The organism is Aquabacterium olei, from assembly GCF_003100395.1.
Taxonomy (GTDB): Bacteria; Pseudomonadota; Gammaproteobacteria; order Burkholderiales; family Burkholderiaceae_C; genus Aquabacterium; species Aquabacterium olei.
The window spans coordinates 1,606,522-1,620,478 of the sequence record NZ_CP029210.1 but is presented as its reverse complement, the minus strand read 5'-3'; the positions used below and the strand labels follow the sequence as shown (position 1 = coordinate 1,620,478).

10 protein-coding genes are annotated in these 13,957 nt (G+C 69.0%); 7 read left to right on the top strand and 3 right to left on the bottom strand.

The genetic code is table 11. The features are described from left to right. Positions 1-69 precede the first annotated feature (69 nt). From DEH84_RS07400 to DEH84_RS07390, 3 genes are read left to right on the top strand one after another with little or no spacing between them, the layout of a single operon-like run. Entirely contained in the window at positions 70-576 is a 507-nt protein-coding gene (locus DEH84_RS07400; RefSeq protein ID WP_245932708.1) for a DUF3429 domain-containing protein, read from the top strand. A 7-nt stretch (positions 577-583) separates the two neighbouring features. Then, entirely contained in the window at positions 584-2,383 is a 1,800-nt protein-coding gene (locus DEH84_RS07395) for a M61 family metallopeptidase (RefSeq protein WP_109036149.1), read from the top strand. Next, the gene (locus DEH84_RS07390) at positions 2,383-3,621 is read left to right on the top strand and encodes a DUF3108 domain-containing protein (RefSeq protein ID WP_109036147.1); all 1,239 of its coding nucleotides are present in this window, start codon (positions 2,383-2,385) and stop codon (positions 3,619-3,621) included. The genes DEH84_RS07395 and DEH84_RS07390 overlap by 1 nt, the downstream gene beginning before the upstream one ends. Before the next feature lie 3 nt (positions 3,622-3,624). Here the strand turns inward: DEH84_RS07390 and DEH84_RS07385 are convergent, their stop codons facing one another. After that, a complete protein-coding gene (locus DEH84_RS07385; RefSeq protein WP_109038267.1) occupies positions 3,625-4,392 on the bottom strand; it encodes a DsbC family protein in 768 nt (255 codons plus the stop codon). Between the two features lie 38 nt (positions 4,393-4,430). After that, positions 4,431-5,588 carry an FAD-dependent monooxygenase gene (locus DEH84_RS07380; protein ID WP_109036145.1) on the bottom strand — a complete coding sequence of 386 codons (1,158 nt, stop codon included), beginning with the start codon at positions 5,586-5,588 and terminating at the stop codon, positions 4,431-4,433. 132 nt (positions 5,589-5,720) lie between these two features. Here DEH84_RS07380 and DEH84_RS07375 point away from each other — a divergent pair, with 132 nt between their 5' ends. From DEH84_RS07375 to DEH84_RS07360, 4 genes are all read left to right on the top strand, one after another. Further along, positions 5,721-7,592, top strand: coding sequence for an ATP-binding protein (locus DEH84_RS07375; protein ID WP_159098901.1), 1,872 nt, complete (start codon positions 5,721-5,723; stop codon positions 7,590-7,592). A 91-nt stretch (positions 7,593-7,683) separates the two neighbouring features. Continuing rightward, a complete protein-coding gene (ychF, locus tag DEH84_RS07370; RefSeq protein WP_109036141.1) occupies positions 7,684-8,778 on the top strand; it encodes a redox-regulated ATPase YchF in 1,095 nt (364 codons plus the stop codon). 150 nt (positions 8,779-8,928) lie between these two features. After that, positions 8,929-10,485, top strand: coding sequence for a methyl-accepting chemotaxis protein (locus tag DEH84_RS07365; RefSeq protein ID WP_109036139.1), 1,557 nt, complete (start codon positions 8,929-8,931; stop codon positions 10,483-10,485). Positions 10,486-10,608: 123 nt separating this feature from the next. After that, on the top strand, positions 10,609-11,205 hold the full coding sequence (locus tag DEH84_RS07360; RefSeq protein WP_109038266.1) for a chemotaxis protein CheW: 597 nt from the start codon (positions 10,609-10,611) through the stop codon (positions 11,203-11,205). A 78-nt stretch (positions 11,206-11,283) separates the two neighbouring features. Here DEH84_RS07360 and DEH84_RS07355 read toward each other — a convergent pair whose 3' ends face one another. Beyond that, the gene (locus DEH84_RS07355; RefSeq protein ID WP_109036136.1) at positions 11,284-13,911 is read right to left on the bottom strand and encodes an ABC transporter permease; all 2,628 of its coding nucleotides are present in this window, start codon (positions 13,909-13,911) and stop codon (positions 11,284-11,286) included. Positions 13,912-13,957 lie beyond the last annotated feature (46 nt).

Below are 13,957 nucleotides of genomic sequence, written 5' to 3'. Positions count from 1 at the left end.
ACACGGGCTTCTTGACACAATGCGAAGACCGATTTTCCGGCGTTGAACCCAATCAGAAAGCGTGACATCGTGAGCACGACCCCCCCTACCCTGACCCTGCCCACCGACCCTCACCATCACAGCGAACCCGGCGAACTGGCCAACAAGCTGGGCTACGCCGGGTTGATCCCGTTCGTGGCCGGCGCCCTGTTCGTCTGGCTGCTCGTGGGGCGCGTGGAAGAAGAGCCCTTCATTTTTGTCGTGCGGGCGCTCACCAGTTACGCCGCGCTGATCGTGTCCTTTCTGGGCGGCATCCCGTGGGGGCTGGTGATGCTGCGCAATGCGGCAGGCGAGGCCGAGCTGCCCAGCCACCATCGGGCGCTGTGGGCTGGCATCGCGTTTTCGCTTGCGGCCTGGGTGGCCCTGCTGATGCCACCGCATGCCGGTCTGGTCGTGCTGGGCGGGTTGCTGATCGGCTGCTACCTGATCGACCGCAAGCGTTATCCGGAGCTCGGCGCGGCGGGTTGGCTGACCCTGCGCTTTCGGCTCACGGTGTTCGCCAGCCTGAGCTGTTTCCTGGCCGCTGCCCAGATCTGAGGTCTGCATGATCGACTACCGCATCGAGGTGGGCGACGCCCACGCCCACCGTTTTGTCGTGACGCTGAAGGTGGCGCAACCTGCCGCCGAGCAGGTGTTCAGCCTGCCGGTGTGGATTCCGGGCAGCTACCTCGTGCGTGAGTTCGCGCGGCACCTGTCGCCGATCACGGCCACGCAGGGCGGCCAGCCTTGTGAGGTGCGCTGCCTCGACAAGGCCAGCTGGCAGGTGCGCTGTGCAGGTGAGGGCGCACTGACGCTGCGCTACGAGGTTTATGCCTTCGACACCTCGGTGCGGGCGGCGTTCCTGGACGCCTCGCGCGGCTTCTTCAACGGCACGAGCGTGTTCCTGAAGGCCCACGGCTTCGAGGCCCAGCCGCACCGGGTGAAGATCACCGGGCTGCCGCGGGGGTGGTCGGTGGCGACGGCGCTGCCGGCGGTCAAGGTCAATGCCCAGGGCGTGGGCGACTATGTGGCGGCGGACTACGACGAGCTGATCGACCACCCCGTGGAGCTGGGCACCTTCTGGCGTGGCGCGTTCACCGTGCGGGGCGTTCAGCATGAATTCGTGGTGGCGGGCGCCCCGGCCGACTTCGACGGCCAGCGCCTGCTGGACGACACCCGCAAGGTGTGCGAGGCACAGATCGCGTTCTGGCACGGGCGGCGCAAGGCCCCGTTCCAGCATTACGTGTTCATGCTGAACGCCGTGGAAGACGGCTATGGCGGCCTGGAACACCGGGCCAGCACGGCCCTGATCTGCAGCCGCAAGGACCTGCCACGCCAGGGCCGCCCGCTGAACCAGGACGCCTACACGACCTTGCTGGGCCTCATCAGCCACGAGTACTTCCACACCTGGAACGTGAAGCGCCTGAAGCCCGTGGCCTTCGATCCGTACGAGCTCAGCCGCGAGAACCCCACGCGCATGCTGTGGTTCTTCGAAGGCTTCACCTCGTACTACGACGACCAGTTCCTGCTGCGCACCGGGCTGATCGACGCGGCGACCTACCTGAAGCTGCTGGCCCGCACGGTGAACCTCGTGCTGGCCGCACCGGGGCGCCTGCAGTACAGCGTCGGGCAGGCCAGCTTCGACGCCTGGACGCGCTATTACCGCCAGGATGAAAACACCGCCAACGCGACGGTGAACTACTACACCAAGGGCTCGCTGGTGGCGCTGGCGCTGGATCTGAGCCTGCGTGCGCTGCCCGCACGCGGCGATGGCCAGCTGCCATCGCTGGACGGCGTGATGCGCCGGCTGTGGGCACTGGGGCGGGCGATCACGGAAGCCGATGTGACGCAGGCCCTGGCCGACGAAGCCGGTGCCCCACCGAAGGGTGCGAAGACCACGGACGCCCTGGCCGGCTGGCAGACCGCGCTGCACGCCTGGACGGAAGGCACCGGCGACCTGCCACTGCCAGAACTCCTGTCGGAGCACGGTGTGGCCTGGTCGACCAAGGCGGGCAGCCTGGCCCAGCAGTTGGGCGTGAAGCTCAGCGAATCGGGCGGCGCGCTGAAGGTGCAGGCCGTGATGCACGGCGGTGCGGGCGAGGAAGCCGGCCTCAGCGCAGGCGACGAGCTGCTGGCCCTGGCTGGCTGGCGTCTGCGCAAGGCGGACGACCTCACCACCTGGCATGACGCGAGCCGTGCCCAGCCTCTGCTGCTGGCGCGGGATGGTCGCGTGCTGACAGTGAGCCTGCCTGCCCTGCAGGGCCGCGCCCTGTCACCCGCCGCGGCGGACGTGGTGACGCTGATGCCGGCAGACAGCCCGCAACCCGAGGCACTGCAACGCAGGCGGGCCTGGCTGACACGCTGATGACGAATGGAGCCGCCCGCCCGGCGGAGCGCCCCCGGAACGCACCGCGCCGGCTGCGCCGACACGCCACCTGGCTGACCGCGCTGGTGGTGGCGGTGACGCTCGGCCATCTGTGGCTGACGGGCGAGGTGGCCGAGCGCCTGCAGGTGGACCCGGGCGAGGAAGCGCGGCGCATTCAGCGCATGGAGGCCGTTTACGTGAGCGAGATGCGCCTGACGGCCCCGCCGGTGGCTGCAGCGCCCCCGGCGCCGCCTCCTGCGCCACGCCGGGCGCCGAAGCCACGCACGAAGCCCAAGGTGGCGCCGCCACCGGCCGAGGCTGCCAGCGCGCCGCTGGATCCGGCTTCGGCTGTGGCCCAGGCCGAGGCGGCCTCTGAAGCCGTGTCGGAAGCCGCGCTCGCGGACGAGGCCTCGGCAGCCCAAGCCGCCGCCTCGGCTGCCAGCCCGCCGGTGTCTGTGGCGGCAGCCAGCGCCCCCACCTCGGTCGCAGCCGCGGCCTCAACACCGTCGCAGGCCGCCAGCGCCCCGGGCTTTGTCTGGCCCACGGCGGCCCGGGTGCGCTTCAAGATGACGGGCAACTACCGCGGCCCCATCCAGGGTCAGGCGGCCGTGGAGTGGGTGCGCCAGGGCGAGCGCTATCAGGTGCACCTGGACGCCATCGTGGGCCCCAGCTTCGCGCCGATCGGCTCGTGGAACCTCAGCAGCCAGGGGCGGATCACGCCGCAAGGACTGCAGCCGGAACGGTACGAGAACGTCAACCGTCTGCTGATCCGCAGCGGCAAACCCAAGGTGGTCCAGATCGACGGCGACGAGGTTCAGTTGCCGGATGGGAGCCGCGTGCCCCGCCCCCCGGCCCTGCAGGACCCGCTCAGCCAGATGATTCACCTGGCCTACCAGTTCATCACCCGGCCGTCGCTGGTGCAGGCCGGCCAACGCATCGAGTTGCCGATTGCCTCGGCACGCAAGATCGAAGTGATTGCCTACGACGTGCTGGGCGAAGAGGTGCTCGATACGCCGATCGGCGCGGTACCGACCGTGCACGTGCGCCCGCGGCGCCTGGTGGAAGACAACAACAACCTCAGCCTGGAGCTGTGGTTTGCGCCCGGCCTGCAGTACCTGCCCGTGCGGATGATGCTGCGCCAGGGCGACGCCAACTTCATGGAACTGCGCATGAATGGCGCGCCCCAGATGGGCAGGCCCGCCGCAGTGAATGGCGCGGGCTCGGTGCCTGCGCCTTGAGGTTCAGCCGCCTCGCGCCTGGGCCTTGAGGATGCGCTGCTCGATCGTGGCCGCGCTGGCGGCACCGGGCACACGGCTGCCGTCGTCGAAGAAGATGGCAGGCGTGCCGTTGACGCGCAGGCGCTGCGCCAGCGCCCCGTTGCGCTGGATGGGCGAGTTGCAGGCCCCCAGCACGCGCGGCGGTGTGACGCCGTTGAGCATCCAGTCGCGCCAGGCCTGCGTCCGGTCCTTGGCGCACCAGATGGCCTCGGCCTTCTGGCGGGAGTCGTCGCCCAGGATGGCCACGACGAAGTTGTAGACGGTGACGTCCTTCACCTGCTGCAGTTCGCGCTCGAGGCGCTTGCAGTACCCGCAGTTGGGATCAGCAAACACAATCAGGCGGCGCTTGCCGTTGCCGCTCTTCCAGACCACCGCATCCTTCAGCGGCAACTGGTCGACGTCGACCTTGTTGATCTCGTCAAGCCGCTCTTCGGTGAGGTTGCGGCGGCTGCGCGTTTCCAGCACGTTGCCGTCGATCAGGTACTCGCCATTGGCATCCGTGTAGAACACGTGCCCGCCCCCGCGAAGCTCGATGAGGCCGGGCACCGGTGCGGGGCGCGCGCCTTCGATGGGCGGCAGATCCGGCAGGCGCTGCGCGAGCTTCTGCCTCAGCGTGTTGAGCTGCGCGGCTGGCAGGTCGGCCGGCTGCTGGGCAATGGAGGGCAGCGGTGCAGCCAGGCCCGCGACGAGCGCGAACGCCAGCGCGGTGGGACGGAAAACGGTCAAGGGCATGAACGATGGGTTCCGGTGGGGTGAGGAAGGGCCGCGCATCAGGCGTCGAGCGCCCGACCCACCAGCCAGTGTTTCAGGGGCCCCATGCCCTCCACCACCCGCATGCCTGCGTTGCGCACGGCCTTCAGCGGCGCGCGGTCATCGGCAAACAGGTGCAGCAGGCCGTCGGTCAGGGTCGACATCGCGACGGTGGGCCACTGCCGCTGGCGCACGTAGCGCCGCAGTGTCCGTTCGTCCCCGGCGTGGCGCCAAGGTTCCGTGGCACGCGCATCGCGCAGCACCGAGACGAGGGTGTCCACATCGGCCAGCCCGAGGTTGAGTCCCTGTCCGGCCAGCGGATGCACCTGGTGGGCCGCATCGCCCAGCAGCACCCAGCCGGGGCCGCTCCAGCGTTGCGCGCGGGCCAGGGCCAGCGGCCAGGCCGCCACTTCGGACGAGAGCGTGAGGGTGCCGACCTGTTCGGCGGCTTCGGGGTCGCTCTCGCGCAGGGCCTGGGCCAGCGTCGCTTCGAAGTCGGTGGGCGACAGGGCCATGAGCTGCTCGGCACGTTCGCGCGGCACCGACCAGACCAGCCCGTACGAGGCGCCCGGCTGCGGATCCTGGAAAGGCAGCAGCGCGAGGATGTCGGGCGAGCGGAACCACTGGCGCGCCAGGCCGTGATGCGGCACGCTGGCCTTCAGCCGGGCGGCCACGCCCCAATGGCCATAGTCGCGCCGGTCAAAACCCACGCCCAGTGCGGCGCGGGTGTCGGAGTGCTTGCCTTCGCAGATGGCCAACAGGTGCGCGGGCACCGGCGGCGTCGTGCCTTGCAGCGCAGGCACGACCTCGACGCGCGGGGCAAAACGCAGCGCTTCGCCGAGCAGGCGCTCGAGAGCCGCCGCGTCAACGATCCACGCCAGTTCGCTGACATGCTGAGCCCAGCTGGAAAACCGCAGCAGGCCTTCACCATCACCGCGGATGGCCATGTCCGTGACGGGCGTGGCATGGGCTTTCAAGGAAGGCCAGATGCGCAGACGCTCGAGCAGGTTCACCGCGCGCGCATTGAGTGCGTAGGTCCGCACATCGGGGCGAGGGTTCACCGGGGGCGGCGCCTTGGCCCAGGCCACACGCCAACCTTCCGCCGACAGCGCCAGGGCCAGGCTCATCGCCACGGCACCCGAGCCACTGACACACACATCAAACGCACCATCCACCATGGAAAACCCGCCATCAAATGCGCCCTCGCCGCCTGTTCAATACAGCGTGGTCAAAGGCATCCCGTAATCTAATACGGGATTCACGCAAAACAAGATCATGGGGTGGGAATGTCGGATCTGCGATCCGCCGGGATGGACCCTGCGTCCCTGGAAGGGGATTCGGCGCTGTCGTTGATCGAGCGCAAGACCGCGCTGCGCATCCTGCTCATCGGTGCGCTCGCGACGTTGGCGTTGTGGATCGGCGAAGGCGCGATGGGCGTCGCCGCCTCACACGACGTGTGGGCCCAGCCCGCCCTTGCCTGCTTCCTGCTGTGGCAACACGTCCGCTTGCGCCGCGACCACGGCGCACTGCTGTCCGCCCAGCGTCAGGCTGCGGGCGGCGTGGCCACCTACTTCATGCTGGCGACCGTCTTTGCCCTGGCGCTCAACCCGGACGGGGTGACGACGCACTGGCTGGCCACCAACTTCATGTGGCTGCCCGTGATCTCGCTCCTGATGCATCTGACGTTTCCGTGGCGCTGGGCGGCCTCGATCTCGGTGCTGCTGACCGGCGCTGCCGCCCTGCCAGCGGTGTGGCTGTGGTGGTACGGCGCCCCGGGCTTCCACAGCGACACCACCCGTTCGCTGATCGTGAACGGCTTGCTGATGCAGATCACTTTCCTCGTCAGCCTGATCGTGGTGGAGCGCTTCCGGCACGGCATCGGCCTCATCGTCGCCGGGGAGCGCGATGGGCCGACCGATGCGCGCCAGGCGCTGGCCGCATGGCTCAATACGCACACCGAGGAACTCGCGCGGGCGCGTGATGCCGCCGAGGCCGCGTCGAAGGCGAAGTCGCGCTTCCTGGCGGTGATGAGCCATGAGCTGCGCACCCCGCTGCACGCCATGCTGGTCTCGGCAGACCTGCTGGCAGACAAGGGCAGCCTGGTGGGCGATGCCGCCACGGAGGCCCGGCTGCTGCGCACCATCCAGAGCAGCGGCCAGCATCTGCTCAGCCTCATTGACCAGGTGCTGGAGATGTCACGCATCGAAGCGGGGCGCGTCGAAGCCGCCCGGCACCCACTGGACCTGCGCCAACTGGTTCAGCGCGCGCAGGCCGCGGTGAGGCCGATGGCCGAGCTCAAGGGGCTGGCGCTGGAGGCGCGCATCCCTGACGCACTGCCCGCAATGCGGCTGGGCGACGAATTGCGCCTGACGCAGGTGCTGATCAACCTGATGGCCAATGCCTGCAAGTTCACCACGCAAGGCCATGTCCGGCTGACGGTGGACGCACTGCCGGAGACGGAGGTGGCGCAAGGGTGGGTGCGGCTGTCTGTGGAAGACACGGGGCCCGGCATGGACGAAGCCGAGCAAAGGCGGGTGTTCGAGCCGTTCTACCAGGCCGACACGAGGGCCACCCGCCAGCATGGTGGCGCGGGACTGGGCCTGACCATCAGCCGGGAGCTGGTGCTGTTGATGGGCGGCCGCATCACCTTGCACAGCCGGCGCGGCCACGGCACGTGCCTGCAGGTCGACCTGCCGCTGCCCGTGCTGGACGAGACGTTTCCCGCTCCAACGCCCCCCGCCGTGTCTGGCCCGTCGCTGCAGGGACAGCTGGTTCTGGTGGTGGACGACGATGAGGTGAACCGCATGCTGATCGGCGAGGTGCTCCGAGGCGCCGGCGCCCGTGTGCACACGGCAGACAACGGTCAGGCAGCGCTGGACCACTTGCGAAGCCACCGGCCGGCGGTCGTGCTGATGGATTGGCGCATGCCCGGCATGGACGGCCTGACTGCAACGCTGAAGTTGCGCGAAGGCGAGGCGGGTGAACTCAGCCGCGATGTGCCCGTCATCGGTCTGACCGCCAATGCATTTGCGGAAGACCGCCATGCCTGCCTGGCCGCCGGCATGAACGAGGTGATGACCAAGCCCGTGGATCGCCATCGATTGCTGGCCGAACTGGCGCATTGGGCGGAAACCGCTTCACCGCCGGAGGTGCTGCAACCGCGCGAGCTGGGCCCCGGGTAAAATGCGCGTTTCGGGCTGCGTGCCGTTCACGCGGGCTGCGCTGCCTGAAGGCGGCTTCCAGCAGGCCCTCCCATCACTTCCAGGAATATCCATGAGCCTCAAGTGCGGCATCGTGGGCCTGCCCAATGTGGGCAAGTCCACCCTGTTCAATGCCCTGACCAAGGCCGGCATCGCGGCTGAGAACTACCCCTTCTGCACGATCGAGCCCAATGTGGGCGTCGTCGAGGTGCCGGATCCGCGTCTGCAGGCCCTGGCCGAAATCGTCCAGCCCGAGCGCATCCTGCCGGCCATCGTCGAGTTCGTGGACATCGCGGGCCTCGTGGCGGGTGCCTCGCAGGGCGAAGGCCTGGGCAACCAGTTCCTCAGCCACATCCGCGAGACCGACGCCATCGTCAACGTGGTGCGCTGCTTCGAGGACGACAACGTGATCCACGTGGCCGGCAAGGTCGACCCGATCGCCGACATCGAGGTCATCCAGACCGAGTTGTGCCTGGCCGACCTGGGCACCGTGGAAAAGAGCCTGCACCGCTACAACAAGGCGGCCCGCTCGGGCAACGACAAGGAGGCCGCGGCCCTCGTGAAGGTGCTGGAAAAGTGCCAGGCCGCGCTCGACCAGGCCCAGCCGGTGCGCTCGATCGACTTCAGCAAGGAAGAGCTCGTCATCCTGAAGCCGCTGTGTCTGATCACGGCCAAGCCCGCGATGTTCGTGGGCAACGTGTCGGAAACCGGCTTCGAGAACAACCCGTTGCTGGACCGCCTGCGCGAGTACGCTGCGGCCCAGAAGGGCGAGGTGGTGGCCATCTGCGCCAAGACCGAAGCCGAGCTGTCGGAGATGGACGACGAAGACCGCGCCATGTTCCTGGCCGAGATGGGCCAGAGCGAACCGGGCCTGAACCGGCTGATCCGCGCCGCCTTCAAGCTGCTGGGCCTGCAGACCTACTTCACGGCCGGCGTGAAGGAAGTGCGTGCCTGGACCATCCACATCGGCGACACCGCACCGCAGGCCGCGGGCGTGATCCACACCGATTTCGAACGCGGCTTCATCCGCGCCCAGACGATTTCGTTCGAGGACTACATCCAGTACAAGGGCGAAGCCGGCGCCAAGGACGCGGGCAAGATGCGCGCGGAAGGCAAGGACTACGTGGTCAAGGATGGCGACGTGCTGAACTTCCTGTTCAACGTCTGACGGGTGCTGCGGCCTTGTGCCGCGTCAAGCCCGTGACACAAGGCGACTTCGGTCGCCTTTTTTATTGCTTAAGCGCGGCTGAGACTTGCCGATACAAAGCAGATTCAGGTGAAACCCTGACACCTGGTTGAACAAGAGCGAGTAGCAGTAATGTCCTTGATGACGCAGATGCGGCGCTTCACCATCCGGACCCGGATGCGTGGGGCGATTGCGGTGGTGATGGTTCTCCTGGCCACCGTGGGTGGCGCGGGGCTGTATGGCATGGTGTTCACGCAGCAGGCGCTCGATGCCTTCCGCCATCACGCCTACGAAGAGCTCCGTTCGCTGAACCACCTGTCTCAACAGCTGAGCGCGGTGCGGCGCCATGAAAACACCATGGTGATGCAGGCCGGACAGGCCGAGGCCGTGGGCGCGGCGGCCGAGCAATGGCGAGGCCGCGTGGCCGCCGTGCGCGAAGCCTCACAGGCCATGCTGGCCGGGGAAGAGGACGCCGACAACGCCCTGGTGCGCGACCTGCTGACCCAGCTGCAAGGCTATGAACAGGGTCTGGCTGGCGCGGTGCCCAGGCTGGTCAGTGGCGAGCTGGCCGGGCCCCAGGCGCTGGAGGCCCTGGCCCCCGTGCTGGGCGGGCTGCAGCGCATGGAAGAAATCGGCGCTCGCCTCGACCAGTCGCTGCAGGCCGAAGCCACCGCGTCGGCAGAGGCGCAGGAGGAAATCACCCAACGCACACGCCTGCTATTCGGGCTGGCCGTCGTGGTGGCGCTCCTGATCGTGGCCCCGACCACGGTGCTGAACGAACACGCCATCACGGCACCGCTGAGTCGCGCGGTGGAGGTCGCCAACGGCATCGCCGCCGGCCGGCTCCAGCAACACATTCCGACCAGCGGCCACGACGAAACTGCCGACCTGATGCGGGCCCTGCAGGCCATGCAGGCTGCCCTGCGCAGCATGGTGGCCGAGGTGCGCAGCTCGGCCGACTCGATCTCGGTGGCGTCGTCGCAGATTGCCAGCGGCAACATGGACCTCTCCAGCCGCACCGAAAACACCGCCACCAGCCTGCAGGAAACCGCCAGCTCGGTCGAGCAGCTCACTGCCAACGTGCGCCAGAGCGCCGAATCGGCCAACGCGGCCAATGCGCTGGCCCAGGGTGCAGCCCGGGCCGCCGAGCGGGGCGGCCGCATCGTCGGCGAGGTGGTGACCAACATGGGCGAGATCGGCGCAACCAGCCGTCGCATCAACGACATCACCGGCGTCATCGACAGCATCGCGTTCCAGACCAACATCCTGGCGCTCAATGCCGCGGTGGAAGCCGCTCGCGCGGGCGAGCAGGGCCGCGGCTTTGCAGTGGTGGCCGCCGAGGTGCGCTCGCTGGCACAGCGCTCGGCCACGGCCGCGCGCGAGATCAAGCAGCTGATCACGACCTCGGGCGACACGGTGGCCTCCGGCACACGCCTGGTCGAAGAGGCCGGCGCCGCCATGCAGGAAATCCAGTCGTCGGTGCAGAAGGTGTTCGAGACGATCACCGAGATCAGCCGGGCCTCGTCGGAGCAGAGCACCGGCATCGGGCAGGTGAATCAGGCCGTCAACGGGCTGGACCAGATGACGCAGCAGAACGCGGCGCTGGTAGAGCAATCGGCGGCGGCGGCCTCGAGTCTGGAGGATCAGGCCCAGAAGCTCACCCGCTCGATGGCGGCCTTCCAGATCTGAATCTGATCGGCCCGAGCACGGCCCTTCAGTTTCCGGCGGGGCGTCCGATATCCCCCGTAACGCCCCGCCTGAGGGGCACGGTGTGCGCCCCGCATGGCGCAGGACGAAATCGAGAGGCTGTTCATGGACACCCTGCAAGCCACCGCCCCCCTGGGCACCGCGACCACCCGTGCCGAGGGCAGCACGCCCGCGCCGGGCCTCGCGCTGCGTAACAAGCCGAGCGTGGCTGGCCAGGTCCGCCACGTGGCCGCCGGCCGGGAATACCTGACCTTCCGCCTGGGCAGCGAGGAATACGGCATCGACATCCTGAAGGTGCAGGAAATCCGCTCGTACGAGCCGCCCACGAAGATCGCCAACGCCCCCGCTTACCTCAAGGGCGTGGTGAACCTTCGCGGCGTGATCGTGCCCATCGTCGACCTGCGCGTGAAGTTCAACTGCCTCAATGACGAGGGGCAGGCCGAGATCAACAGCTTCACCGTCGTGATCGTGCTGAACGTGCGTGGCCGCGTGGTGGGTGCGGTGGTGGATTCGGTCAGCGACGTGATGCAGCTGGCCGAGCAGATGATCCAGCCGGCGCCGGAGATGAGCAATGCCGTGGTGGACACCACCTACATCACGGGCATCGCCAACGTGAGCGACCGCCTGCTGATCCTGATGGACATCGAGTCGCTGATGAGCAGCGCCGAGATGGGCCTGATCAACAGCCTGAGCACGCACTGAAGCGCACCGGGTGCGGCTGTGGCCGCGCCCGAAACACACCGAGGGCAGTGAGGCGGTTTCCCGCCCCTGCCCTTTCTTTCATTCTGCCTGTCGCAGCGTGAGGGCCACGGGCCGGTGGACGACACCGCGCAGGCTCCACCAGCCCGCCAGCCACGCCAGCAGGGCGCCGGTGGCGGCCCCAGGGAGCACCGCCCACCACGGCGCGTTCCACACGAAGTCGAAGACGCGCGACGCCAGGATCCAGCCGATCACGAGCGCGGCCGTCGCCGCCAGGCCGCCCGCCAGCGCCCCGGTGGCCAGCAGCTCCAGGCGCTGCACCCGCCCGATCACCGCCTGCGTGGCCCCGAGCGAACGCCAGATCGCCCAGTCGCGGGAGCGCCGCTCGCGCGAGGTCAGCAAGCCCGTCATCAGCACCACCAGGCCGGCGGCCAGCGTGAACAGGAAGAGGAACTCGACCGCGGTGATGACCTGCTCGAGCACGCCCTGCAGCTGCGCCAGCGTGGCCGACACGTCCACCACCGTCACGTTGGGGAAGCGCTGGACCAGCAGGCGATCGACTTCACCCGAGGCCGGCGCCTTGAACGAGGTGATGTAGGTGTCCGGCCAGGTCGGTTTGTCGGCCTGGGGCGCCATCACGAAGAAATTCACGCGCATGGATGACCAGTCGACCTTGCGCAGGCTGGTGATGCGGCCTTCCTCCATCTGCCCGGCCATGTCGAAGCGCAGCCGGTCGCCCAGTTTCAGGCCCAGCGTCTGGGCCAGGCCCTCTTCGACGCTGAAGGCGCCGGGCTCTTCCGGCGTGTAGCGGCCGGCCACCACCTCGTTGTGGCGGGGTGCGGCAGCGGCGTGGCTGAGGTTGAACTCGCGGTCCAGCAGACGCTGAGCGCGGTCGTCCTCGTACGACTGGGGGCGCACGGGCAGCCCGTTGATGGCCACCAGGCGCGCCCGGGCCATCGGATACCAGTCGAAGCGCTCCACACCGGCCGCCTTCAGCGCGGCCTGGAACGAGGCCACCTGATCCGGCTGGATGTTGATGACGAAACGGTCTGGCGCGTCGGCGGGGGTGGCCTGCCGCCAGCTGGCGATCAGGTCGGTGCGGATCAGCACCAGCAGCATCAGCGCGAGCAGGCCGAGCCCGAGTGCGCAGACCTGCACGACCGTCTGCAGCGGCTGCGCGGTAAGTTGGCGGGCCACCAGCGTCCAGGCCAGGGGCAGGCGGGAGCCCAGCCGCGCGGCCAGCGTGCGCAGGGCCCATACCGCGCCCAGCGACACCACCGCGAACACCAGCACCGCCCCGGCAAAGCCACCCAACGCGATGCCACCCAGGCGTGCATCGCCCGCAACCAGCATCAGCAGGCCCAGCAGCGCACCGCCGCCCAGCAGCCACACCAGGGCAGAGCCCATCTTGATGCCGCCCAGGTCCCGGCGCAGCACCCGCAGCGGTGGCACCCGCGCCAGTTGCAGCACCGGCGGCAGCCCGAATCCCAGCGTGAGCAGCACGCCCACGCCCAGCCCCAGCGCGTACGGTGGCCAGCCCGCCGCCGGCAAGGCCACGCCGACCAGATCGGCCAGCAGCGCCACGAACACCAGGTGGCACAGCCAGCCCGCCAGCAGGCCAAGCGCGCTGGCCAGTACGCCCACCGCCGCAAATTGCAGGGCATACGTCCAGGCCATGGTGCGCTGCGAGACACCCAGCACGCGCATCAATGCGCAGTCGTCGAGGCGGCGCTGGGCGAAGTCGCGCGACACAAGCGCCACGTCCACGGCCGACAGCAACCCGGCCAGCAAGGCCACCAGCCGCAGGAAGAGCCCCGCGCGGTCGAGCGTGGCCCGCATCTCGGGCCGGCCCTGGTCCAGGCTGTCGACCCGCACGCCGCGCGCGGTCTCGGCGGTCTGGCGGGCGGTCACGGTGAACTCCGAAAGCGCCCTCGCCTCGCCGCCTGCGGGGCGAGACGGCGTGTCGGACGTGGTCTCGGCCGCAGCGGCAGGAAGGGCGTCCCCCTTGCGTGCTGGCCCGGCCACCAGCAGACGCCACGTGACGCGGCTGGCGGGCTGCACGAGTTGCGTGGCAGCCAGGTCGGCCATGCGGATCATCACCCGAGGAGAGAAACCCAGAAAGCCCGCGCCGCGGTCGGGCTCGGACTGGATCACGCCCGATACCGTGAACAGGGCGTCGCCCAGCCACAGGCCCTGCCCGACAGTGAGGTCGAGTGCCGCCAGCACGCTGCGCTCGACCCAGACTTCGCGAGGCCCGGGACCGCCGGCGGGGGCCGGGCGGGCATCACGCCAGCCGCCATTGGCGGACGGTGTGGCCAGCGTCAGCCGGCCACGCAGGGGATAGGCCGGCTCCACCGCCTTGAGGGTGATCAGACGGGTGCGCCCCCCGAGCTCATCGGGCGCGCGCGCCATGCTGGGAAAGACCGCCGTGCGTGTCTGGCGCAGGCCCAGGTCTTTCGCCGCGGTGCGCAGCGACTCGGGCACGGGCTGATCGGCCACCACGACCACATCCGCCCCCAGCAACTGCGCCGCGTCGCGGTTCAGGCCGCCCTCGATCCGGTCGGCGAAGAAGGCCACGGCACTCAGGGCCGCCACGGCCAGCACCACGGCCACCAGCAGAAAGCGCATGCTGGCGGCGCGCAGGTCACGGCGGGTCTGGACCAGGGCCCAGTGCCAGGCGGCGGGCGACAAGACAGGGGCAATCGTCATGCGTTCGGACTTGAATTTGGCGCGATGATTCAGAGGTATACCACCG

What these genes read in the sequence shown, in the direction of transcription:
- DEH84_RS07395 (WP_109036149.1), top strand. Translation starts at nt 584, where the DNA reads ATGATCGACTACCGCATCGAGGTGGGCGACGCCCACGCCCACCGTTTT.
- DEH84_RS07390 (WP_109036147.1), top strand. Translation starts at nt 2,383, where the DNA reads ATGACGAATGGAGCCGCCCGCCCGGCGGAGCGCCCCCGGAACGCACCG.
- DEH84_RS07385 (WP_109038267.1), bottom strand. Translation starts at nt 4,392, where the DNA reads ATGCCCTTGACCGTTTTCCGTCCCACCGCGCTGGCGTTCGCGCTCGTC.
- DEH84_RS07380 (WP_109036145.1), bottom strand. Translation starts at nt 5,588, where the DNA reads ATGGTGGATGGTGCGTTTGATGTGTGTGTCAGTGGCTCGGGTGCCGTG.
- DEH84_RS07375 (WP_159098901.1), top strand. Translation starts at nt 5,721, where the DNA reads ATGGACCCTGCGTCCCTGGAAGGGGATTCGGCGCTGTCGTTGATCGAG.
- ychF (WP_109036141.1), top strand. Translation starts at nt 7,684, where the DNA reads ATGAGCCTCAAGTGCGGCATCGTGGGCCTGCCCAATGTGGGCAAGTCC.
- DEH84_RS07365 (WP_109036139.1), top strand. Translation starts at nt 8,929, where the DNA reads ATGTCCTTGATGACGCAGATGCGGCGCTTCACCATCCGGACCCGGATG.
- DEH84_RS07360 (WP_109038266.1), top strand. Translation starts at nt 10,609, where the DNA reads ATGGACACCCTGCAAGCCACCGCCCCCCTGGGCACCGCGACCACCCGT.
- DEH84_RS07355 (WP_109036136.1), bottom strand. Translation starts at nt 13,911, where the DNA reads ATGACGATTGCCCCTGTCTTGTCGCCCGCCGCCTGGCACTGGGCCCTG.